Origin of the sequence: Arthrobacter sp. WCS2018Hpa-7, assembly GCF_031843805.1 — a bacterium.
GTDB lineage: Bacteria > Actinomycetota > Actinomycetes > Actinomycetales > Micrococcaceae > Arthrobacter.
In genome coordinates, this window is the sequence record NZ_JAVTJB010000006.1 from 74,500 (window position 1) to 98,005 (window position 23,506).

General features: G+C 63.1%; 20 protein-coding genes. 4 read left to right on the forward strand and 16 right to left on the reverse strand.

What is annotated here, in order from left to right; genetic code table 11:
* Positions 1–99: 99 nt before the first annotated feature.
* The 3 genes from glpK to RQH14_RS08945 all read right to left on the reverse strand — a co-directional run bounded on the left by glpK (position 100) and on the right by RQH14_RS08945 (position 4,391).
* Complete coding sequence (gene glpK / locus RQH14_RS08935; RefSeq protein WP_311212929.1) at positions 100–1,614, reverse strand: glycerol kinase GlpK; 1,515 nt, start codon at positions 1,612–1,614, stop codon at positions 100–102.
* Positions 1,615–1,687: 73 nt separating this feature from the next.
* The gene (locus RQH14_RS08940) at positions 1,688–2,440 is read right to left on the reverse strand and encodes an MIP/aquaporin family protein (protein ID WP_311212930.1); all 753 of its coding nucleotides are present in this window, start codon (positions 2,438–2,440) and stop codon (positions 1,688–1,690) included.
* Between the two features lie 169 nt (positions 2,441–2,609).
* Entirely contained in the window at positions 2,610–4,391 is a 1,782-nt protein-coding gene (locus RQH14_RS08945) for a glycerol-3-phosphate dehydrogenase/oxidase (protein WP_311212931.1), read from the reverse strand.
* Between the two features lie 122 nt (positions 4,392–4,513).
* Between RQH14_RS08945 and RQH14_RS08950 the strand changes: the two genes are divergently transcribed.
* Genes RQH14_RS08950 through RQH14_RS08965 form a run of 4 tightly spaced genes read left to right on the forward strand, consistent with a single transcriptional unit; the run spans position 4,514 to position 8,426 of the window.
* On the forward strand, positions 4,514–5,476 hold the full coding sequence (locus tag RQH14_RS08950; protein WP_311212932.1) for a sugar-binding domain-containing protein: 963 nt from the start codon (positions 4,514–4,516) through the stop codon (positions 5,474–5,476).
* A gap of 34 nt (positions 5,477–5,510) precedes the next feature.
* On the forward strand, positions 5,511–6,392 hold the full coding sequence (locus RQH14_RS08955) for an aldo/keto reductase (RefSeq protein ID WP_311212933.1): 882 nt from the start codon (positions 5,511–5,513) through the stop codon (positions 6,390–6,392).
* Between the two features lie 10 nt (positions 6,393–6,402).
* A complete protein-coding gene (locus RQH14_RS08960) occupies positions 6,403–7,347 on the forward strand; it encodes an alpha/beta hydrolase (RefSeq protein WP_311212934.1) in 945 nt (314 codons plus the stop codon).
* Entirely contained in the window at positions 7,344–8,426 is a 1,083-nt protein-coding gene (locus RQH14_RS08965) for a glycosyltransferase family 1 protein (protein WP_311212935.1), read from the forward strand. The genes RQH14_RS08960 and RQH14_RS08965 overlap by 4 nt, the downstream gene beginning before the upstream one ends.
* Before the next feature lie 9 nt (positions 8,427–8,435).
* On the opposite strand, the gene RQH14_RS08970 is transcribed toward RQH14_RS08965, so the two are convergent.
* The 13 genes from RQH14_RS08970 to pyrR all read right to left on the reverse strand — a co-directional run bounded on the left by RQH14_RS08970 (position 8,436) and on the right by pyrR (position 23,445).
* Entirely contained in the window at positions 8,436–10,532 is a 2,097-nt protein-coding gene (locus tag RQH14_RS08970) for a primosomal protein N' (protein ID WP_311212936.1), read from the reverse strand.
* A 171-nt stretch (positions 10,533–10,703) separates the two neighbouring features.
* Positions 10,704–11,933, reverse strand: a complete 1,230-nt coding sequence (gene metK / locus RQH14_RS08975; RefSeq protein ID WP_311212937.1) for a methionine adenosyltransferase — start codon at positions 11,931–11,933, stop codon at positions 10,704–10,706.
* A 76-nt stretch (positions 11,934–12,009) separates the two neighbouring features.
* A complete protein-coding gene (gene coaBC, locus RQH14_RS08980; protein ID WP_311212938.1) occupies positions 12,010–13,260 on the reverse strand; it encodes a bifunctional phosphopantothenoylcysteine decarboxylase/phosphopantothenate--cysteine ligase CoaBC in 1,251 nt (416 codons plus the stop codon).
* Positions 13,261–13,288: 28 nt separating this feature from the next.
* Positions 13,289–13,549, reverse strand: a complete 261-nt coding sequence (gene rpoZ, locus RQH14_RS08985) for a DNA-directed RNA polymerase subunit omega (protein ID WP_017197559.1) — start codon at positions 13,547–13,549, stop codon at positions 13,289–13,291.
* A gap of 39 nt (positions 13,550–13,588) precedes the next feature.
* Positions 13,589–14,161 carry a guanylate kinase gene (gene gmk, locus RQH14_RS08990; protein WP_026540798.1) on the reverse strand — a complete coding sequence of 191 codons (573 nt, stop codon included), beginning with the start codon at positions 14,159–14,161 and terminating at the stop codon, positions 13,589–13,591.
* A gap of 21 nt (positions 14,162–14,182) precedes the next feature.
* The gene (gene mihF, locus RQH14_RS08995; protein WP_024816819.1) at positions 14,183–14,509 is read right to left on the reverse strand and encodes an integration host factor, actinobacterial type; all 327 of its coding nucleotides are present in this window, start codon (positions 14,507–14,509) and stop codon (positions 14,183–14,185) included.
* A 97-nt stretch (positions 14,510–14,606) separates the two neighbouring features.
* Entirely contained in the window at positions 14,607–15,482 is an 876-nt protein-coding gene (gene pyrF / locus RQH14_RS09000) for an orotidine-5'-phosphate decarboxylase (protein WP_311212939.1), read from the reverse strand.
* Positions 15,475–18,783, reverse strand: coding sequence for a carbamoyl-phosphate synthase large subunit (gene carB, locus RQH14_RS09005; RefSeq protein WP_311212940.1), 3,309 nt, complete (start codon positions 18,781–18,783; stop codon positions 15,475–15,477). The genes pyrF and carB overlap by 8 nt, the downstream gene beginning before the upstream one ends.
* Positions 18,783–20,030 (reverse strand): glutamine-hydrolyzing carbamoyl-phosphate synthase small subunit, encoded by a 1,248-nt coding sequence (gene carA / locus RQH14_RS09010; RefSeq protein WP_311212941.1) that lies wholly within the window; start codon positions 20,028–20,030, stop codon positions 18,783–18,785. The genes carB and carA overlap by 1 nt, the downstream gene beginning before the upstream one ends.
* The gene (locus tag RQH14_RS09015; RefSeq protein ID WP_311212942.1) at positions 20,011–20,532 is read right to left on the reverse strand and encodes a hypothetical protein; all 522 of its coding nucleotides are present in this window, start codon (positions 20,530–20,532) and stop codon (positions 20,011–20,013) included. The genes carA and RQH14_RS09015 overlap by 20 nt, the downstream gene beginning before the upstream one ends.
* Complete coding sequence (locus RQH14_RS09020) at positions 20,532–21,857, reverse strand: dihydroorotase (protein WP_311212943.1); 1,326 nt, start codon at positions 21,855–21,857, stop codon at positions 20,532–20,534. The genes RQH14_RS09015 and RQH14_RS09020 overlap by 1 nt, the downstream gene beginning before the upstream one ends.
* Positions 21,857–22,864 carry an aspartate carbamoyltransferase catalytic subunit gene (locus RQH14_RS09025; protein ID WP_311212944.1) on the reverse strand — a complete coding sequence of 336 codons (1,008 nt, stop codon included), beginning with the start codon at positions 22,862–22,864 and terminating at the stop codon, positions 21,857–21,859. Before RQH14_RS09025 ends, RQH14_RS09020 begins: the two co-directional genes overlap by 1 nt.
* The gene (gene pyrR / locus RQH14_RS09030; RefSeq protein WP_311212945.1) at positions 22,861–23,445 is read right to left on the reverse strand and encodes a bifunctional pyr operon transcriptional regulator/uracil phosphoribosyltransferase PyrR; all 585 of its coding nucleotides are present in this window, start codon (positions 23,443–23,445) and stop codon (positions 22,861–22,863) included. The genes RQH14_RS09025 and pyrR overlap by 4 nt, the downstream gene beginning before the upstream one ends.
* Between the last annotated feature and the right edge of the window lie 61 nt (positions 23,446–23,506).

Here is a 23,506-nt window from a genome sequence, read left to right on the forward strand (position 1 = left end):
CTCAATGACGCCGTGCTGTTATGGGGGCCCGGGAGCGGCTTCGGGCGTCCGCGTAGCGGGCGGGGCCCCCATAACAGCTAAGGCGTCTTGTCGCTGGTCTTACTTAACGTCCTCGTCGACCCAATCCATGGATTTGGTGACAGCCTTCTTCCAAAGCCGCAACTGACGCTCCTGCTCTTCTGCCGGCAGTTGCGGTTCCCAGCGCTTGTCTTCGTTCCAGTTGGCGCTGAGCTCGCCCAGGTCCTTCCAGAATCCGACAGCCAGGCCCGCTGCGTAGGCGGCACCGAGTGCAGTGGTTTCCACCACCTTGGGACGGACCACCGGTACGCCCAGGATGTCTGCCTGGAACTGCATGAGAGCCTCGTTGGCGACCATGCCGCCGTCGACCTTCAGCTCGGTGAGCGGAACACCCGAGTCCGCGTTGACGGCGTCCAGCACCTCGCGGGTCTGGAAGGCAGTTGCTTCCAGCGCGGCGCGGGCGATGTGACCCTTGTTGGCGAAACGGGTCAGGCCGACGATGGCGCCACGGGCGTCCGCGCGCCAGTACGGTGCGAACAGGCCGGAGAAGGCGGGGACGATGTAGACGCCACCGTTGTCCTTGACACCCGCAGCCAACTCCTCAACTTCGGGAGCGGAACTGATCATGCCCAGGTTGTCGCGGAGCCACTGGATCAAGGAACCGGTGACCGCAATGGAACCTTCCAGGGCGTAGTGCGGTTTGGCGTCGCCCAGCTTATATCCCAGCGTGGTGAGGAGGCCGTTCTTGGAGTGAACAATTTCCTCGCCAGTGTTGAAGATCAGGAAGCAGCCTGTGCCGTAGGTGTTTTTTGCTTCTCCGGCCTGGAAGGCTGCCTGGCCGAAGGTAGCGGCCTGCTGGTCGCCCAGAATGCCTGCCACCGGAGTTTCGCGAAGGAGCTGCGAGGTGTGGACCTGGCCGTAGACCTCGGAGGAGGACTTGATGGCCGGCATCATGGAGGACGGAACGCCAAAGACGTCCAGGATTTCCTGGTCCCATTGGAGCGTCTCGAGGTCCATGAAGAGGGTGCGGGAGGCGTTGGTGACGTCGGTGACGTGGACGCCGCCGTCCACACCGCCGGTCAGATTCCACAGAACCCAGGCGTCGGTGTTGCCGAACAGGAGGTCGCCGGCTTCCGCACGTTCGCGGGCGCCGTCGACGTTGTCCAGGATCCACTTGATCTTGGTACCGGAGAAGTAGGTGGCCAATGGCAGGCCCACCTTCTGCTTGAAGCGTTCGAGCCCGCCATCCTGGGCCAACTGGTCCACGATCGGCTGGGTTCGGGTGTCCTGCCAGACAATGGCGTTATAGACAGCCTCACCGGTGTTCTTGTCCCAAACGACAGCAGTTTCACGCTGGTTGGTGATTCCGACGGCGGCGATGTCGTGCCGCGTCAGGTTCGCCTTGGACAGGGCGGAGGCAATGACTTCCCGGGTGTTGTTCCAGATTTCGGCGGGGTTGTGCTCAACCCAGCCAGCCTGCGGGAAGATCTGCTCGTGTTCCATCTGGCCGGTGGAAACGATGTTGCCGGAGTGGTCGAACACGATGGCGCGGGAGCTGGTGGTGCCTTGATCAATGGCGATGACGTATTGATTCATGGTGACGTCCTTGTCTCGGTGTTGTGGTTACTCAGTAATGATTGAGGGTGTGTGCGGTGGAGTACGGACAGGATCAGCCGGCGATCGCAGGCATGATGTCGGGCACCCAGAGGGCCACGATGCCGGCAAGTGCGCCGCCAACCAGCGGTCCAACAACGGGAATCCAGGAGTAAGCCCAGTCGCTGCTGCCCTTGCCCTTGATGGGGAGGAGGGCGTGGGCGATGCGGGGGCCGAGGTCACGCGCAGGGTTGATGGCGTAACCGGTGGGGCCACCGAGGGAAACGCCGATACCCACAACGAGCAGTGCCACGGCCAGCGGGCCGAGTCCCGAGGGGGTGCCGCCGAACGTCAGGATGACGAAGACCAGGACGAACGTGCCGATGATCTCTGTGACGAGGTTCCACGGGGTGGAACGGATGGCGGGACCGGTGGAGAAAGTACCCAGCTTGTTGGCTGCCAGGGGTTCTTCATCGAAGTGCTGCTTGTAAGCGAGCCAGCAGACAACCGCGCCCAGGAAGGCGCCCAGCAGCTCAGCGCCGAAGTAGGTCAGGGTGGACGCGAAATCCACGGGAACGCCGGGGGCGTATTCTGCTTTCTGATTGACCAGCAGGCCCAACGTCACGGCCGGGTTCAGGTGCGCACCGGACTTTGCAGCCACGAAAACGCCCGCGAAGACCGCAATGCCCCAGCCCCACGTCACCATCAAGAATCCAGCGTTGTTGCCCTTGGTGCCTTTGAGCGCAACGTTTGCCACGACGCCGCAACCCAACAGGGTCAGCATCATGGTTCCGAATACTTCGGAAAGGAAAACAATTCCAAGAGACATCTTTGACTCCTCATTTTTCTGTTATCAGCCCCCTCGCGGGTGAAGAGGCCGTTTGGGACTGTTCCGATCTCCGGAACCGTCCCGGTGTGGTGGTCCCCTGTCGGGCCCACCTACCCCATTCCGCCCCTGCCGCACGTTGGGACGGTCAAGCTTTTTCCGCTGCTTGGGCTCAGGCTACGAGACTGTGCACGTCAACCTTGTGGAACCGCTGCAGTACTTCCTGGGCGTGGCGGATTTCTGCTTCACGGGCAGCAGCATCCCACCCGAGCGGTTCGGCCAAAGCGGCGGCAATCTCATTCAGCAGCTCGCCGGTGACCAAGCCACGGAACGCCAGGGACGTCCTGCGGATGAGGACATCCACCAGGTGCCCGATCTGCTCATGCTCGGCCATGAATGCCAACTCACGGACGCTGAGTTCACGCGTGGACCGCAACGGCTGGTCATGCCCCGCATGGAGGTACGCGATCACCGCGTCAGCCCGCGTACCGTACCTGGTCAGCAGGCCGGCAACCCGGTCAGCGTCCAGGCCCGGACCCATGTGCTTCTTGATCCATTCCTGTTCGCCCTGTTCAGTGGCAGGGAAGCCGGCACCGCCGCCGATGGCGAGCTTCGCCGTCGAGACTTTGCGTTCCATGCCGAGTTCACGCAGGACGTCGTTGGTCATGTGCTCGGCCAGTGCGCGGAACGTTGTCCACTTGCCGCCTACCAAGCTGAGTACGACGGCGGCCTTACCGCCTGGCGTGGCTACCGCACCATCGCCTGTGCGGACGCTGCGCTCGATCCGGTAGTCCCTGGAGACGAAGCCCGGCTGGGTTTCGTCGTGGCGGGGCAACGGACGGACGCCGGCGAAGCTGTAGACGATCTGCTCCCGCTCCACTTTGATGGTGGGGAACACATGACCTACCAGGTCGAAGAAGTAGTCGATCTCTTCTTCCGTGCACACGGCGTCTTGGGACATGTCCGCGTCGACGTCGGTGGTACCTACCAGGACGCGGTCGCCCATCGGGTAGATGAGGACGATGCGGCCGTCGGTGTGTTCGAAGAAGATTTCCCTGCCGTTGCAGGCGGCAAGAAGTTCCGGGTGGTCAAGGACGATGTGGGAGCCCTTCGTTCCGCCCATGTACTTGCTGACGGCACCCATGGCCTGGTTGGTGAGATCCACCCAGGCGCCAGTGGTGTTGACGATGACGTCCGCCTGGAATTCGAACTCCTTTCCGGTCAGTTCATCGCGGAGGAGAACCCCGTCCGCGCCCATGGAAACCAGTGAGACGTAGTTGCTGGCGCGGGCGCTTCCACCGGGAAGTCCGCCGCCAAGGCCTGCCTTCTCGCCATCCTGGAGGACATCGAGGGTCAGGCGTTCGGGGTTGTGCACCGAGGCATCGAAGTAGGTTGCCGCGTACTTGATCCCCGAGTGCAGCTTGGGAAGCTCGGCCAGGGCCCGGGTCCTTCCACGGAACTGGTGGCGGGGCACGCTTCCGCCGTCACGGGAGAAGAAGTCGTACATGCTCAGGCCAACCTTGATGAGGAATGCGCCGCGTTCCTTGGGCTTGCCCTGCTTGTGCGTGAGGAAACGCATGGGTGCGGAGAGGATTCCGGAGAAGGTGCTGAAGATGGGGATGGTGGTCTGCAGCGGCTTGACGTAGTGCGGTGCAATGCGCAGGAGCCGGTTACGCTCAACCACGGATTCCTGGACGAGGCGGAACTCGCCGTTTTCGAGGTAGCGGATGCCGCCGTGGATCATGTGCGAGGAAGCACCACTGGCACCTTGGCAGTAGTCGCCGCGTTCAACAAGTGCCACATCCACACCCTGCAGGGCCAGGTCGCGGAACGTTCCGACGCCGTTGATGCCGCCGCCGATGATAAGTACCTTGGCCGAGGGCCGCTCCTGCAGTGCAACGACGGAGTCGCGCTGTGTGTGCTGTGAGGTACCGGAAAAACTGTTGTGTCCCAAAACTGCTCCCTTGGGCTTGGTTCGTGCGCCGCGCCACTCGCTGCTGCACCGTTCACCACTAATCTTGCGAAGGTGGAAAATGGAGTCAAGCTATTTGCACAAACGTGCAGGAAGGAAATGAGATGGCACGATCACGTCACTCGGATGCGCTCCGGGCTGCACAGATGTATTACCTCCAAGACCTGACCATGGACGCAATCGCCCGGGAGCTGAGAACTTCCCGGTCCACGGTGTCCCGGCTGCTGTCCTCGGCACGCGAAACCGGCTTGGTCCAGGTCCAGATCAGGAGCCCTTTTGACACCGGCCCCGAACTGGAAAGCCAGATCCGGAACCAGTACGGGGTGGACGTACACGTGGTTCCCGTGTTGGACACGCTCAACGAGGCGGAGACCCTGGACCGCGTAGCCATGCAGGCGGCCCGCACCATTGGGCCGTTGGTTGATTCGAATGCCATCATCGGCGTTGCCTGGGGCGCCACCCTCAGCGCCGTCAGCCGTCACCTCACCCGCAAGGTCACCCATGACAGCATCGTGGTCCAACTGAACGGTGCCGGGAACATGCAAACCACCGGCATCACGTACGCCAGCGACATCATGCGCCGCTTCGGCAGCGCCTACGGCGCAAGGGTTGAACAGTTCCCTGTTCCGGCTTTCTTTGATCATGCATCCACCAAGACGGCCATGTGGAATGAGCGCAGCGTTCAACGCATCCTTGATCTGCAGGCACGCATGAGCATCGCCATCTTCGGCGTCGGCTCAGTGGATTCGGACTATCCCAGCCATGTGTATGCCGGCGGCTACCTCGATGAACACGACCTCACCATGCTGGCGGCAGATGACGTGGTGGGCGACGTCGCCACCGTCTTCTTCAGGAGTGACGGTTCCTCGAACGGCATCACCCTCAATGCAAGGTCCACGGGTCCCAGCCATGAACAATTGAGGCAGGTACGGCGCCGGATTTGCGTGGTCTCGGGCGCATCTAAAATCAACGGGCTCCAAGGGGCTCTGGCCGCTGGACTGGCCACGGACCTGATTTTGGATGAAGCCTCGGCCCGGCGACTTGTCAGTTTCAATGGCCACTCCTGAATCATTCGTGCAAGGAATGGGTAGAGTCTTTGCTATGAGATCCCCTGCCCGGCAGACATTGAACAATGGCGTACAAATGGAACGCCTGGGTTTTGGACTCTACAAAGTTCCCCCGCACGACGCTGAAGCCCTGGTGTCCACGGCGTTGGGTGAGGGCTACCGCCGTTTTGATACGGCCGCAATGTATGGCAACGAACTGGGACTTGGCCGGGCGTTGGGCGGCGCTGTAGGAGATGCCGCGGAAGCCAACAGGGCTACCGGCGGGTCGGGCGAGTCGGTCCATGCTTTGGCCCGCGAGGACCTGTTTGTGACCACGAAGGTCTGGAACGATGACCATGGATACGATGCCACGCTCCGCGCTTTCGACGCCTCCATGGCAAACCTTGGCCTCGACTACGTGGATCTTTACCTTATTCACTGGCCCTGTCCCGGACGAGGACTGTTGGTGGAGACGTGGAAAGCCATGGAGACCTTGTACAGGGAAGGCAAAATCCGGGCTATCGGTGTATCCAACTTCCAGCCCGGCCACCTTGAGGATTTGATGCAGAAGGCGGAAGTAGTCCCGGCCGTCAACCAAATAGAACTGCACCCCTGGTTGCAGCAGACCAGGCTGCGCACCTTGCACGAACAACTTGGTATACGCACTGAGGCGTGGAGCCCACTGGGCAGAGGGCAGGTACTGGCAGATCCGGCCATCATCCGGCTGGCCGAGAAGTACGGCAGGACTCCGGCGCAGGTTATTCTCCGCTGGCATCTTCAGTTGGGGAACCTGGTCATCCCGAAAGCAAGCTCTGCAGGCCGTATCAAAGAGAACTTCGCCGTTTTCGATTTCGACCTCGACGCCACCGACATGGACGGCATCGCAGGGCTTGAGCGGCACCATCGAACCGGGTCGCACCCGGACAACGTGAATTAGGAACAGCTGCATGGAAAAAGTGGACACCGCGAACTCCCCCGAAGGAACGCAGGCCCCTGGCAAGTTCTTCAGCGAAGCCCTTCCAGGGCGGACTGCAGCTTCGGACGTTGATGTTGACGGCAGCAACGTGGCGTATTGGACCTACGAACCGGTCACCGTCTCCCCCAAGACCCGTACCATCCTGGTAATCCACGGATTCCGGGGGGACCACCACGGGTTGCTCCGGGTGGCCGACCAACTCCCGGAAATGCGGATCATCATGCCGGACCTGCCGGCCTTCGGAAGCTCAGAGCCGTTCGTGAATGGTGAACACAGCGTTGAACACTACGGAAAGTTCATCTCCAGCTTCATGTCCGCGCTGGAGCTTGGGCCCAGGACTGTGCTGCTGGGCCATTCCTTTGGATCAATCGTTGCCAGCCACTTTGCCGCCACGCATCCCGGCACCATCTACCCCTTGATTTTGGTCAATCCCATTGCAGCACCGGCTTTGGAAGGCCCTAAGGGGATCATGACCAAGCTGGCTGTGCTGTACTACCAAGTATCGGCGAAGCTCCCCCGCCGCCTGGGGTTGGCGGTGCTTCGCAACCGTGCAATTGTCCGGATCATGAGCATCACCATGGCCAAAACCAAGGACAAGGACCTACGCCGCTTTATCCACGGCCAGCACGACGCCTACTTCAGTGCCTTCGCCGACAGGAAAAGCCTGCTGGAATCCTTCAAGGCGTCGGTTTCCGGAAACGTCGCCGACGTCGCCGAAAAGCTCCGCCTCCCCGTCCTCCTGGTGGCGGGGGAAAAAGACGAAATCGCCACACTCCCCAACCAGCACAAACTCATGGAGCGCCTTCCTGACGCAACGCTGGAAGTCATTCCCGGCGTCGGACATCTGATCCACTACGAAACGCCGGTGACGGCGGCCGCAGCCATTCGCAGCTTCCTGGAGGAACATCCCGCGTGAAAATTGTCATCGACGCCCGCTTTACCAGAACGGACCACCACGATGGCATCAGCCGCTATGGTTCAAGCCTCATAGCGGCCACATCCAAGATCGCGGATGTCACCATGCTGATCAGCGACAAGCGCCAACTGGCACTATTGCCGGATGTACCCTACGTCATGGTCAACAGTCCGCTGTCGCCGCTGGAGCTGTTCGTGGCCCGCAAGGTCAACCCCCTGAATGCTGATGTTGTGGTCTGTCCCATGCAAACCATGGGAACCTTTGGGCGGCGGTACGGACTTGTGCTCACCCTCCATGACCTCATTTACTACGAACACCCGACTCCCCCGGGATTCCTCCCGCCACCGGTCCGTGTGCTCTGGAGGCTGTACCACAAGGCCTTCTGGCCCCAGCGGCTCCTGCTGAACCGGGCGGACATTGTTGCCACGATCAGCCGTACCACGGAAGCCCTCATGGCCAAGTACGCGCTTACCAAACGGCCGGTGCGGATTGTGGGAAATGCCCCCCAACCCGGACAAATACCCCGGGACCCTGCAACAGGCGCGGACAAGACACTGCTCTATATGGGCTCGTTCATGCCTTATAAGAACGTAGAAACCATGATCCGCGGGATGGCCGGCTTGCCCGATTTCACCCTGCACCTGCTCAGCCGGATCACACCGCAGCGAAAGGCTGAACTGGAGGCATTGGTTCCCGCCGGAGCCAAAGTACAGTTCCACAACGGCGTCACCGACGCCGAGTACGACGACCTCTTGGTGAGGGCAACTGCGCTGATCAGCCTTTCCCGTGCGGAGGGATACGGCCTGCCCTTGGTAGAAGCGATGGCGTTGGGTACTCCTGTGATCGCCAGCGACATCCCCATCTTCCGCGAGGTGGGCGGCGACGCTGTCAGCTACGTCAGCCCGGAGTCGCCCTCGGAATTCGCAGATGCTGTGACCGGCCTGGGCAACGACGAGCTGTGGCAGCAGCGCTCCCGCAGGTCCGTAGAGCGGGCGTCGGAATTCAACTGGGACGAATCGGCTCGGCAACTGCTCGCCGCAGCTGAAGAAGTGGTTTCCCTGCGGAAGCGCGGGTCCTAGTCTCCTGCCTTAGAGGACGTCCACACCATCCAGGCGAAGCTGCACCGGACCTGACGTGCGCTTGGCGGCGCTGGCGGCCTTCACTGCCCGGAGGGCACGGGTTGCCTCCGCAGCGTCGCCATAGGGAATGAAATACAACGTCCGGACGTCACCATCGGCCTCGTTTTCAGGGCGTGGGGAGGCCCCTGAGTACAGTTGCACAGGGGCAGGACCGGCCCTGCGGAGTTTGGTGCCCGAGGCTGACGTGGCCGTGGCTTCAAAAGCATCCGCGAAATGACCGACGTCAGCCCTGGTCCCGGTTACTGAGGCCACCCTGACAGCCGGGGGTAGCTGAAGTTCCTTCCGCAGGGCCAGCTCACGTGACGCGTACCCCGACGCATCCCACCGCAACAGTGCCCCTGTGGCGGCGGTATCGTCCGCGGTAATCACCACGAGCCCGCCTTGGCTTGCCGGCTTCACGAGGGAGGCAGCATTGAACCATCGGCGAACAGTATCCTCCCCCGCCCGCAGGTTCTCCCGCCGGAGCAGCGAGTTGCCATCCAGCAGCAGGGCCGCAGCATAGCCGTTGTGCGCTACCGGCTCGGCTCCCACAGTGGCCACGACCAGCGCAGGTGAGTCCGGCACACTTGCCTTGATGTGCTCGCCGGAGGACGTCACCACGGCTTTGCCCGGGAACGCCCGCCCCAGTTCCTCGGCTGTCCGCATGACACCCGTGGCTCCCCTGCGCAGCCGGGTTCCACTGCAATGCGTGCAACGCCATTGGGGAGCCGGCGTGGAGCACCAACGGCATGCAGGTGTGGCAGTGCCACTGGATACCGCCAAAGGGCCTTGGCAGGTGTTGCAGCGAGCCAGTTCCCGGCAGGTCTCACAGACCAGCGAGGGAGCATAACCGGCCCGTGCAACCTGGACCAGGACCGGGCCACGTTCCAGTCCGTCCTTGGCCGCACGCCAGGCCGCACCGGGCAAACGGGCGATCCGCGCCAGAGGGTCACGTTCCTGCTCAAAACTGTCAGCGGTATTCAGGACACGCGGAACCGTGGATCGGACGACGGTTCGTGGTGCTTCAATCGCTACCGCCCACTGCATCTCAACGAGGCGCTGGAGTTCTGTACTGCGGCTGTGGGAGGCCATGAGGCACGCTGCATTCTCCTGCTCAGCGCGGAGCAGCAGAACCTCCCGGGTGTGCGCGTAGGGGGCCCGTTGGTCGATGTGGAGATCGTCGCCGTCATCCCAGCACACCACCAGGCCCAGATCCCGAATGGGTGCATAGGCCGCGGATCGGGTACCGATGGCCACTCCGGCGGCGCCGCTGAGCAGGCGCAGAAAGCTTCTGTAGCGGGGTGTCTGGCCGTCATCTGCGGTCAGCCGCGCAATGTCAGTGGAGGGCAGAACCTTGGCCAGCGCATCCTCGAGTTGTTCAAGATCGCGGTAGTCGGGCACCACCACCACGGCGCCGCGTCCCGAGGACCTGACCGTGGCAACAGCTGAAGCGACCAGGGCGGGCCAGCCGCTGGGACCAAACCCCTGAAGGGCGGTGAGGACAGCCTTCGGCGAACCGCCGCTGGCAAGATGCTGCAGATACGCTGCCCCGTTGGAGTACAAACCCCAGGCGTGGGCATCCGTCAACGGTTTGAGCTCGACGCCGGAATCCAGTTCTCCCGCCAGCAGTTCCTTCTCCACTTTGGCAACCCTTGGCGGCACGGCGGTCCTCAGGACATCGCTCAACGTTCCGGCGTACCTGGCTGCGACGGTGCCGGCCAATTCCGTGACCTCCGGGGTCAGGACAGCAACCGGTGACACCACTTTGTGCAGGAGACTGAGCGGCGCCGCAGCATCGGAGTCTGCACGCCGCTCAATGACGTAGCCGTTGAGTTCCTGACCATTGAACTTGACCTTCACCCGGACGCCGGGCACAGCGACCTCGGCCAGATCGGCTGGAACGCTGTAGTCGAAGGGCCGGTCCAAGTGCGGCAGGGACGATTCGAGCACCACCCGCGCCACGGGATTCCCAGGAGCAAGGGGTGGACCATTGACCGGCGGACGATCCGGAAAACCCTGCAGCAGCGAGGGTTGAAGCAACGACGGCTGGGCCTCGTGTCCTGCCATGCACTTCACCTCCAACTCTCGGCGGAAAACAACCACGCATTCTTAACCTGGAATGCCCGCAGCGGGATTGACCCGCTGCGGGCATCTCTCTGGCACCAGCCAATCATGGGCCACTGACAAAACAGCAACGTCCGGAATGACACGACTGGTTCAAGCCAACCGTCAGTGGGATCAGGCGTTGAAGTATTCCTTCAGGTCCGCCACCCGATCAAGCCGTTCCCACGTGAAGTCAGGCTCGTCCCGGCCGAAGTGGCCGTGGGCTGCCGTCTTGGCGTATATGGGCCGCTTGAGGTCCAAGGCATCGATGATGGCCCGCGGACGCAGGTCAAAGAGTTCGTCGATGGCTTCGCTGATACGGGCCGGGTCCACGGTCTCGGTGCCGAAGGTTTCAACGTAGGTTCCGACGGGGCGGGCCTGGCCAATGGCGTAGGCAATCTGGATTTCGGCGCGCTTGGCAAGTCCGGCGGCCACCACGTTCTTGGCAACCCACCGCATGGCGTAGGCAGCTGAACGATCAACCTTGGATGGGTCCTTGCCGGAGAAGGCGCCACCGCCGTGTCGGGAGAACCCACCGTAGGTGTCCACAATGATCTTGCGTCCGGTGAGGCCAGCATCGCCTACCGGGCCGCCGATGACGAAGGCACCGGCCGGGTTCAGGATGTTGGCCGTGCGCGAGAGGTCCAGGCTTGACGCCGCGAGGACGGGGTCGATCACGTAGCTGGCGAGATCGGCCCGGAGCTGCTCGAGGCTTGCTTCCTCGGCGTGCTGGCTGGAGATCACCACTGTTTCAACGGAAACCGGGCGGTCGCCGTCGTAACCTACGGTGACCTGCGTCTTGCCGTCAGGGCGGAGGTAGGCCAATTCGCCGTTCTTGCGGACTTCGGTGAGCCGTTCGGACAAGCGGTGGGCAAGCCAGATGGGCGTGGGCATGTACGAGGCCGTCTCATCGCTGGCGTAGCCGAACATGATGCCTTGGTCGCCTGCGCCCTGGAGATCGTAGTCGTCCTCCTGGCGGCCCTCGCGGGCCTCAAGGGAGTTGAACACTCCGCCGGCGATGTCGTTGGACTGCTGGCCGATGGACACCGAGACGCCACAACGGGCTCCGTCGAAGCCGTTGGCGGAAGAGTCGTATCCAATGCCGAGGATGGTCTCACGGACAATCTGCGGGATCTCTACGTAGGCGTCAGTAGTGACCTCACCAGCCACGTGCACCAGGCCGGTGGTGGCCATGGTTTCAACGGCCACGCGGGACTCGGGATCAGCGGCCAGCAGCGCGTCCAGGATGGCGTCGCTGATTTGGTCGCAGATCTTGTCCGGGTGCCCTTCGGTGACCGACTCGGAAGTGAAGAGCCGGAGCTTGGACGGGGTGCCATGGTGTTCATGGTGCAGCGGTAAAGTCACTCGACCACCTTACTGGGTTGCGGGACGGCGGCATCTGCCCTGTGTCCCTATGCTAAGAATTCGGGTGTGGGCTCAGTTACAACGCCGGGAAGACCCTTGTGAGCTCAGCGCCCACACGATCAACCACTGCAGCGGCGACATCGGCCTTGGAGCCGGCGGCCGACTGCGGTTCGGCTCCGTGACCGGAGAGAATCACCACGGAATTGTCGTCCTGGCCGAACACGCGGCCAATGCCCACCTGATTAACTACCAGGAGGTCGCAGCCCTTGCGCTTGAGCTTGGCCGTTGCATGTTCCAGGACGTCACCTTGGGCGTCGCCTGTTTCGGCAGCGAAACCGACAATCAGTTGCCGGCCGCCCTCGGCGTTGCGGCGTTCCACGAGCTCATGCAGGATGTCAGGGTTGCGGATCAACCGCACCACTGGCGCATCCTCGCCGTCGACCTTCTTGATCTTGGTGTCCGAGACCTCGGCCGGACGGAAATCCGCCACGGCGGCGGCCATGATGACGACGTCGGAATCCACTGCCGCTTTAAGCGCGGCCTCGCGCAGTTCCAACGCCGACTCAACGCGGACAAGCTCGACGCCGGCAGGCGGCTCGACGTCCATGTGCGCGGCCAGGAACCGTACGGCAGCCCCGGCAGCCAGAGCTGCGGCAGCCAGGGCAGCACCCTGCTTGCCGGACGAGCGGTTGCCCAGGAAGCGGACCGGGTCCAGAGCCTCCCTGGTGCCACCGGCCGAGATCGTCACGATCCGGCCTGCCAGCGGCTGCTCCGCGGCGGGCGTAGCCTTGGCGCCGTCCGCCACCTCAGCCAAAGCCATGGCGGCCGTGAAAATCGCCTCCGGCTCCGGCAAGCGGCCAGGGCCCGAATCAGATCCGGTGAGGCGGCCGGAGGCTGGCTCGAGCACTGTCACGCCGCGGCCGCGCAACGTCTCTACGTTCGCCTGGGTTGCTGCGTGCTGCCACATCTCCGTGTGCATGGCCGGAGCGAAGAGCACCGGCCCGTGGGCCATGAGCAGCGTATTGGTGAGGAGGTCGCCCGCTTGTCCTGTTGCAGCCTTGGCAAGGAGGTCCGCCGTGGCGGGCGCAACCACGATCAGGTCAGCTTCATGGCCCAAACGCACATGGTTGACCTTCTCGACGTCGTCGAAGACGCTGTTGCTCACGGGGTTGCCCGAAAGGGCCTCCCACGTAGCGACGCCAACAAACCGTGTGGCCGCTTCCGTGGGGATGACCGTGACCTTGTGGCCGGCTTCAGTAAAAAGCCGGAGGAGCGATGCAACCTTGTAGGCTGCAATCCCTCCCCCGACTCCGAGGACTATGCGCACGTGACCTCCGTCAACAGGCAGTCTGTACTTATTCTGCAGGCTCGATCGGCGTGGAAACCAAAAGGCCTTCGTTGATCTCGCGCAGGGCGATGGACAGCGACTTCTCGTTCAGCTTGGTGTCAACCAGCGGGCCAACGTACTCAAACAGGCCCTCGTGGAGCTGGGCGTAGTAGGCGTTGATCTGGCGGGCACGCTTGGCGCCGAAGATGACCAGGCCGTACTTGGAATCAGCAGCCTCAAGCAGCGAATCGATCGGCGGGTTGATGATGCCTTCAAGGTTCGTGGACACGAATTCTCCAAATTTTAGCGGGCCAACAAATGCAAGCGCTTAGCGCTGATGCGGGGTAAGCCCCATGAGTGAAACAAGCTCGTCCGCTGCCCGGCGAACGTCGTCATTGATGACGGTGTGGTCAAACTCCGGTTCAGCAGCAAGTTCCAGTTTAGCGGTTTCCAGCCTGCGCTGCTGTTCCTCGGGAGTTTCCGTGCCGCGACCCACCAGGCGGCGGACCATTTCGTCCCACGTGGGCGGCGCCAGGAACACAAAATTCGCGTCCGGAACAGCCTCCTTGACCTGGCGTGCGCCTTGCAGGTCAATCTCCAGAAGGACGGACTTCCCTTCGGCGATGGCAGCGTTGACAGTGCTGCGGAGCGTCCCGTAGCGGTTCTGTCCATGCACCACAGCCCACTCCAGCAATTCACCGTCCGCCACCAAGGAGTCAAACTCCTCGGCGGACTTGAAGAAGTAGTGAACGCCATCCTGTTCACCCGGACGCGCGGCCCGGGTGGTTGCCGAGACCGAGAGCCAGACCTCCGGATAGTTGTCCCTGATGTAGGTGGATACGGTTCCCTTGCCAACGGCAGTGGGGCCTGCAAGGACAGTCAGTCCGGGTTTCTTGCTCACGGATTCCTTCGGGGAGATGCGTCAAACGCTTTGCTGGGTATCCATAAAATCTACCAGCGCCCGGGCCTGGTGAATTCCCAGGCCCCTGATGCGCCGGGATCCGGCGATGCCTATCTCCGCCATGATCCCGGCCGCCCTGACGGGGCCAATGCCCGGCAGGGCCTCCAGGAGTTCCACCACGCGCATGCGCGCAATAGCCTCGTCCGTGGTCCCGGACGAGATCAGCTCTGCAATACTCACCTCGCCGCGCTTGAGCCGTTCCTTGGCGGCGGCACGGACTGCCCTCGCCTTGGCGGCCTTCTCCAGCGCATCGGAACGCTCCTGTGGTGTCAGCTCTTTAAGGCCCACTGCCAAACCCCTGTCAGATCGCGATTGTGATCCAGATCACGCGGACTGATCCTGAACCTACCGGCAGGGGCGCTGTTGCGCAATGAGGCCAGGCAACTTACTCCTGGCGAAGCCCGGCCAACGTCTCTTCGGTTGCGGCACGAAGGCCTGCCACCGAGGGACCTGCGGCCAGGATGCCCCGGCTGGAGGTAGCCAGGACCGAGGGATAGGCAGCACCAAACGTCGCACGAAGGTCTGCAGGGGTAGCTCCCTGGGCGCCGAGCCCCGGGGCGAGGACAGCGCCGCGGACCGGGCCCAGATCGATGTCCAGATCCTCAAGCGCCGAGCCAATCGTGGCGCCCACAACCAAACCCACGGAACCAAGAGTGCCCTGGTACCGCTGGTTCTCGGCTGCAGCGGCGGCCACAATCCTGCGGGCCACCGAATCGCTTCCGCCAACGTGCTGGACCGACTTCCCTTCAGGGTTCGACGTCAAAGCAAGCACGAACACTCCCCTGCCGTACTGTGCAGCCAGCTCCAGCGCCGGACGCAGTGATTCAAAGCCAAGGTACGGGCTGAGGGTCACTGAGTCAGCGGCCAAGGACGAACCATCACGCAACCATGCGTCGGCATACGCCGCCATGGTGGACCCAATGTCCCCACGCTTGGCGTCGGCAATGCTGAGCACGCCTGCTTCCGAGGAAGCGGCAAGCGTGCGCTCCAGGACGGCCATGCCGGCGGAGCCGTGACGCTCGTAGAGCGCCACCTGCGGCTTGACCGCGGCAGCGAGGGAAGCCACCGCTTCCACCACCGTCAGGGAGAAGCGTTCCAATCCGGCGACGTCGTCGTTCAATCCCCATTCAGCCAAGAGCTGCGGGTGGGGATCGATCCCGACGCAGAGCGGACCGCGCGCGGCCATGGCCGCAGCCAGCCGGGAGCCAAAGGACTCCCGGGCCGGCTGCTGCTCTTGCCGTGGTGCAGCAGACTCAGGCATTGGCTGCTTCCACTGCTGCTGCCAGGTTGGCCGCGTGCTCCTGCAGGCTGGTCACGGACCACTCGTAGGTGCGCAGAGCCTCGATGGCCTGCACCGCTGCGTTGAATTCTGCGACGGTGGTGATGCAGGGAATGCCGATGGACGTGGCGGCGGCACGGAGTTCGTAGCCGTCGCTGCGTGCTTCGCCGCCGGACGGCGTGTTGAAGACCATGTCGATTTCACCGGCGATCACGAGGTCCGCGATGGTGCCTTCACCTTCGGCGCTGCTGCCCTCGGCCACCTTGCGCACAGGAGTCGCCTGGATGCCGTTGCGGCGCAGGACGTCGGCCGTTCCACCGGTGGAAACAATCTCGAAACCGAGGTCCGAGAGGCGCTTGACGCCCATGATCACCGAACGCTTGTCACGGTTGGCCACCGAAACGAAGATCTTGCCTTCGGTGGGCAGCGCGTTGTTCGCGGCAGCCTGGCTCTTGGCGAAAGCGGTATCGAAGTGCTTGTCGATGCCCATGACTTCACCCGTGGAGCGCATTTCCGGGCCGAGCAGGGAGTCAACTACCTTGCCTTCAGGGGTGCGGAAGCGGCTGAACGGAAGCACGGCTTCCTTGACGGCAACCGGGGCGTCCAAGGGCAGCGTGGACCCATCGCCGGTCTCCGGCAGCATCTTGTAGGCGCCGCGGAGTTGGTTGATGGTGACACCGGTACCGATCAGGGCTGCGGCCTTGGCCATCTGCACGCCCGTTGCCTTGGAGACAAACGGAACCGTGCGGGAGGCGCGCGGGTTGGCTTCAAGGACGTACAGGACGTCCGAGGCCAGGGCGAACTGGATGTTGATGAGGCCGCGAACGCCCACACCCTCCGCGATGGCGCGGGTAGCGGTGCGTACACGCTCGATCACGTTGTTGCCCAGGGTGATCGGGGGCAGGACGCACGCGGAGTCACCGGAATGGATGCCGGCTTCTTCGATGTGTTCCATGATGCCGCCAAGGTACATGTCAGTGCCGTCGAAGAGTGCGTCGACGTCGATTTCGACGGCGTCCTCGAGGAAGCGGTCGATCAGCACCGGGTGGTCCGGGGTGATTTCCGTAGCGTTGGCGATGTAGCGCGAGAGGTTGGCTTCGTCATAGACGATTTCCATGCCGCGGCCGCCCAGGACGTACGACGGACGTACCAGCACGGGGTAGCCGATTTCGTCGGCGATCTTCTTGGCGTCCTCGAAGGACACGGCGGTGCCGTTCTTCGGGGAGGTCAGTCCGGCTTCGTCCAGCACGCGGGCGAAAGCACCACGGTGTTCGGCGAGGTCGATTGCTTCCGGCGAAGTACCCAGGATGGGCACGCCGGCGTCGGCGAGCTGCTGTGCCAGCTTCAGCGGGGTCTGGCCACCGAGCTGCACGAAGACGCCCATGACGCCGCCGGTGCGTTCCTCGGCCGCGATGACCTCCAGGACGTCCTCAAGGGTCAGCGGTTCAAAGTAGAGGCGCGTGGAGACGTCGTAGTCCGTGGACACAGTCTCAGGGTTGCAGTTGACCATGACGGTCTCGTAGCCGGCCTTGCGCAGTGCCATGGAAGCGTGCACGCAGGAGTAGTCGAACTCGATGCCCTGGCCGATGCGGTTGGGACCCGAGCCGAGGATGATGACGGACGGCTTGGCGTGCAGGCCTACCTCGTCCTCTTCGTCGTAGGAAGAGTAGTGGTAAGGGGTGTAGGCGGCGAACTCCGCGGCGCAGGTGTCCACCGTCTTGTAGACCGGACGGATACCCAAAGCCTGACGGACTCCGCGGACCACGGCCTCGTTGTTGTGCGTCAGGGCACCGATTTGCTCGTCGGAGAAACCGTGGCGCTTGGCGTTGCGCAGCATTTCCTCCGTCAGCACACCGGCTTTGCGGATCTCCTGGGCCGTCTCATTGAGCAGCTGCAGCTGGTCAAGGAACCAAGGGTCGATCTTGGTTGCTTCGAAGACGTCCTCGACGCTGGCCCCGCCGAGGAGCGCGCGCTGCACCTGGTGCAGGCGGTCCGTGGTGGGACGCTTGGCCTTCTCGATCAGCTCAGCCACTTCGTACTCCGGCACGGAGCTGAAGTCCAGCTGAGAGCCCTTCTGCTCCAGGGAGCGGAGGGCCTTCTGCAGTGCCTCGGTGAAGTTGCGGCCCATGGCCATTGCTTCACCGACGGACTTCATGGTGGTGGTCAGCGTGTTGTCGGCTGCCGGGAATTTCTCGAAAGCGAAACGCGGGACCTTGACCACTACATAGTCCAGGGTCGGCTCGAAGGAGGCCGGGGTCTTCTGGGTGATGTCGTTGGGGATCTCATCCAGCGTGTAGCCGAGGGACAGCTTGGTGGCGATCTTGGCGATGGCGAAGCCGGTGGCCTTGGATGCCAGTGCGGACGAACGCGAGACGCGCGGGTTCATCTCGATGACCACTACACGGCCCGTAGCGGGGTCGATGGCGAACTGGATGTTGCAACCACCGGTGTCCACGCCAACTTCACGGATGACAGCAATGGAGACGTCGCGCAGCTTCTGGTATTCACGGTCGGTCAGCGTCAGGGCGGGAGCAACGGTGATGGAGTCGCCGGTGTGGACGCCCACGGGATCGAAGTTCTCGATGGAACACACAACAACGACGTTGTCGTTCTTGTCGCGCATCATCTCAAGCTCGTATTCCTTCCAACCGAGGATGCTCTCTTCAAGCAATACCTCCGTGGTGGGGCTGTACTGGAGGCCCTGGCCGACGATGCGGCGGAGGTCGTCCTCGTTGTAGGCCAGACCTGAACCAAGGCCACCCATGGTGAAGGAAGGCCGGACCACCATGGGGTAGCCGAGGTCCTCGGCAGCAGCGAAGGCCTCGTCCATGGTGTGGATTATGTGGCTGCGGGCGGACTCTGCGCCACAACGCTCCACCACACCCTTGAACTTCTCACGGTCTTCGCCGAGCTCAATGGCGGCAATGTTCGCACCAATGAGTTCCACGTTGTACTTCTCCAGGACACCGTTCTTGTCCAACGCAATGGCGGTGTTCAGGGCAGTCTGGCCACCAAGGGTGGGCAGGATGGCGTCCGGACGCTCCTTGGCGATGATCTTCTCCACCACCTCAGGCGTGATGGGTTCCACGTAGGTGGCATCAGCGAACTCGGGGTCCGTCATGATGGTGGCCGGGTTGGAGTTCACCAGGATGACGCGGAGGCCTTCCTCTTTGAGGACCCGCAAGGCCTGGGTACCGGAGTAGTCGAACTCGGCAGCCTGGCCGATGACGATCGGGCCGGAACCAATGACGAGGACACTCTTGAGATCTGTACGCTTGGGCATTACTTCTTGTCCTCAGTCTTGGAGTCGGTGGACGTGGCGGCTTTAGCCTTGGACTTGGTGTCGGTCATGAGGTCGATGAAACGGTCAAAGAGGTAGGCGGCATCGTGCGGGCCCGCTGCAGCCTCGGGGTGGTACTGGACCGAGAACGCGGGGATGTCGAGGCAGGCGAGTCCTTCAACGACGTCGTCGTTCAACGACACGTGGCTGACTTCAACCCGGCCGTAACGCTCTTCAGGGGCGACCGTGGCACCGTTCATCGGAGCATCAACGGCAAAGCCGTGGTTTTGCGAGGTAATTTCCACCTTGCCGGTGCGACGGTCCATGACGGGCTGGTTGATGCCACGGTGGCCGTAGCGGAGTTTGTAGGTGCCAAAGCCCAGGGCGCGGCCCAGGATCTGGTTGCCGAAGCAGATACCGAAGTACGGCAGCTTCTCATCCAGCACCGAGCGCAGCAGGGATACCTGGTGCTCAGCGGTAGCGGGGTCACCTGGACCGTTGGACATGAAGAAGCCGTCAGGGTTGACTGCGTTGACGTCCTCCAGCGTGGAGGTGGCCGGCAGCACGTGGACGCGGACACCGCGCTCGGCGAAACGCACCGGGGTCATGGCCTTGATGCCGAGGTCCACAGCGGCGATGGAGAACCGGGGCTCGCCTTCCCAGCCGTGATCCTTGGGTTCCACGACGTAGGCCTCATCGATGGAGACTTCCTCCGCCAAGGCGGCGCCTTCCATGGGTGCACTGGCCAGGACGGCGTCCAACAGTTCCTTGTCGGTGGCCTGGGCAGCCTCGCCGGAGAAGATGCCGGCGCGCATGGTTTTGTGCTCGCGGAGGTGGCGGGTGATGGCACGTGTGTCTACGCCTTGGATGCCAACGATGCCCTGCTCCACCAGTTCGTCATCGAGGCTTCGTTCCGAACGCCAGTTGGAGGGACGGCGTGCGGCGTCGCGTACGACGTAGCCTGCCACCCAGATTCGGCGGGACTCAGCGTCTTCGCTGTTGACGCCGGTGTTACCGATGTGCGGCGCAGTCTGGACTACCAGCTGGCGCGCGTAGGAGGGGTCGGTGATGGTCTCCTGGTAACCGGTCATGCCGGTGGCGAACACCGCTTCACCGAGCGCAGTTCCCTGCGCGCCATAGCTGCGGCCGCGGAACATGCGGCCGTCTTCGAGCACCAGCACTGCTGCTGAGGGGGTGGGTGTGGTGGCTGCTTTACTATCCGTCACTTTATTACTTTCCACTATCGGCATCTGCCTGAGGGGCTGCGGAGATCAATTCCTGGAGGGCTTCGAGGAGGAGTTGCTTGTCGGCTGCGAGCCTGGACCGGAATCCGGTATCCAGTTCCCGGCCGCCGAGTTTCCAGCTGATGACCAGGAGCCCGTCTTTTTCGACGAACTTCCCTGCCATACCGCTGGACTCACGGCTGTCCGCCAGTGCGGAGCGGGGGATGAAGACCGGGGCGGCACCAGAGCGGTCGAACAGCACGCCTTCGGCGTGAATGCTCAGTTCCGCGTTGGTCCGGATACCCAGGCCCTGAACCGCGATCCGGTCCAGCCAGTCGCCCGCCGTGGTGGTGGCTACATACTGGCCATCTGCGACGACGGTGGCCGGCGTCAGCTGCTCGGGGACCGCGGGAAGGCGTTCGACGTCGGCTTGTCGCCTCAGCCTGTTCCGCCACCCCAGCCAGATCATCGCCAGGACGACGACGATCAACGGCACCGTGATCAGCACGGTCAGTGTCTGGTTATCCATTAATTGCTGCTGACTTCCGGGTACCGGTACGGCGTGTTGAGCTTGCCGTCGAGGACCGTGGGATGGCCTTTGAAGAAGGTCGCCACCACGGATCCGGGCAGCTCCTTGCCCTTGAACGGTGAATTGCGGCCCATGGTTGCCATTTTATGGGGGTCGACGGTCCATCGCGCAGCCGGGTCCACCAGGATGACGTTGGCCGGCTCGCCGACCTCCAGCGGGCGGCCTTGGTCAGCGACGCGGCCGATGACCGCCGGAGTGAAGGACGTCACCCGTGCGAAGTCGGCCCAGGACATCAGGCCAGTCTCGATCATGGTCTCCTGGACCACCGACAATGCTGTCTCCAGTCCGGTCATGCCCATTGCGGCCTGCGCCCACTCACATTCCTTGTGTTCGCTGGGATGCGGGGCGTGGTCGGTGCCCACGACGTCGATGGTGCCGTCTGCCAGGCCTTCACGCAAAGCCTGCACGTCGGCATCGGTACGCAGCGGCGGGTTGACCTTGTAGACGGGGTCATAGCTGCGGACCAGTTCATCGGTAAGGAGGAGGTGGTGCGGGGTGACCTCGGCAGTGACGTTGATTCCCCGCGCCTTGGCCCAGCGCACGATGTCCACGGATCCCGCAGTGGAGACGTGGCAGACGTGGAGGCGGGAACCAACATGCTGGGCCAGCAGGACATCGCGGGCGATGATGCTCTCTTCGGCAACGGCCGGCCAACCGGTCAGCCCGAGGACTGCTGAGACGGTGCCTTCGTTCATTTGTGCCCCGGCGGTAAGGCGCGGTTCCTGCGCGTGCTGGGCCACCACGCCATCGAACGCTTTTACGTACTCCAGGGCGCGGCGCATCAAGACGGGATCATGGACGCAGATACCGTCGTCGGAGAACATGCGGACCTGGGCCCGGGAATCGGCCATGGCCCCAAGCTCGGCGAGCTGTTCGCCGGCCAGACCCACAGTGACTGCTCCTACGGGACGCACGTCCACCCAACCTGACGCGCGGCCCAGGCTGTGGACCTGCTCCACGACGCCCGCAGTGTCTGCCACCGGGTTGCTGTTGGCCATCGCGTGGACGGCAGTGAAACCGCCCAAGGCAGCGGCGCGGGTACCGGTTTCCACCGTTTCGGCGTCTTCGCGGCCGGGTTCGCGCAAGTGGGTGTGCACGTCAACCATGCCGGGCAAGGCGATGAGGCCCGCGGCGTCAATCACCGTGGCGCCGTCAGCGGCAAGGTCCTTGCCGCGTGCTGCGATCATGCCATCGCGGATCAGCAGGTCTTCAGCTTCGCCGCCGAGGATGGCGGCCCCACGAATCAGGTAGGTGTTCTCGGCCATCAGTTGGTCTCCTTGCTGGGCTGGCTTGATGTGTGGGCGGCTTCGCGGGAGTCTCCGGAGAGCAGCAGGTAGAGGGCGGCCATGCGGACCGAGACACCGTTGCGCACTTGGGCAAGCACGGTGGAACGCGGCGAATCCGCAGCGGCGGAGGAAATTTCCAAGCCCCGGTTCATGGGACCGGGGTGCATGATGATGGTGTCCTTCATGCCGAGGTCATCCAGCGCCCGAAGCCTGGCGTCGTCAAAACCCCAGCGACGCGAGTACTCCCGGGTTGAGGGGAAGAACGATGCGTTCATGCGCTCACCCTGGACGCGCAGCATCATCATGGCGTCAATGCCGGCTTCCAGCGTTTCGTCCAGGTTGTAACTGACGTTGCACGGCCAGTGCTCGACGCCGATGGGCAGCAGCGTGGGTGGCGCCACCAGCGTGACTTCGGCGCCGAGGGTCTTCAACAACCAGACGTTGGACCGGGCAACGCGGGAGTGCAGGACATCGCCTGCGATCGCTACGCGCATGCCTTTGAGGTCAGCACCGGTGGATTCGCTGCCATTGACCTTGGACCAGTGCCGGCGCATGGTGAACGCATCCAGGAGCGCCTGTGTCGGGTGCTCGTGGGTGCCGTCGCCGGCGTTGATGACGGCAGCGTCGATCCAGTCTGTCGCAGCAAGCCGGTGCGGGGCGCCGGACGCCCAGTGCCGGATGACCACGGCATCCGCGCCCATGGCGGCCAGGGTCTGTGCCGTGTCCTTGAGGGACTCCCCCTTGGACACCGAAGATCCCTTGGCAGCAAAGTTGATGACGTCGGCAGAGAGTCGCTTCGCGGCAGCCTCGAAGGAGATGCGGGTGCGGGTGGAGTCTTCAAAGAAGAGGTTCACCACTGTCCGGCCGCGCAACGCCGGCAACTTCTTCACTTCACGCTCGCCGACGGCGGACATCTCTTCTGCCGTGTCAAGGATTCGGATGGCATCGAAGGCGCTCAGGTTCTCGGTGGAAAGGAGGTGCTTCACTTGCCGGCCTCGATAACTACCTCGTTGACGGGCACGCCGTTCACGGAGTCGATTTCCTCGAGATGGACACGGACCTTTTCAGAAGAGGAGGTAGGCAGGTTCTTTCCCACGTGGTCTGCGCGGATGGGAAGCTCCCGGTGGCCCCGGTCAACCAGAACGGCCAAGCGGACAATCCGGGGGCGGCCAAGGTCCACCAGTGCGTCCAGTGCAGCACGGATGGTTCGGCCCGAGTACAGGACGTCGTCGATCAAGACAACCACTTTGTTGTCGATCCCTGACAACGGAAGGCGCGTGTGGCGCGGGGGCCGCGTGGGCTGGTGGGAGAGATCGTCACGGAACATGGTGACATCCAATTGGCCGACAATCGTTTCGGCGTTGACCGAGGGGTCGGCAGCAGCGATCTTTTGGGCGAGCCGTACGGCCAAGGGATAGCCGCGGCTGGGAATGCCTAACAGGACCAGGTCCTGGGAGCCTTTATTGGCTTCGAGGATCTCGTGGGCGATACGAGTGAGCGCACGATCAATGTCAGCCTGGTTGAGAACAACCCGCGACGGCACGTGCGCTGAAGTGACTTCAGTCATCGCTCGTCTCCCCTTTCCCCGCCTCACGGGACGGAATTAAAAAAGGAATATTTGCTTTTCA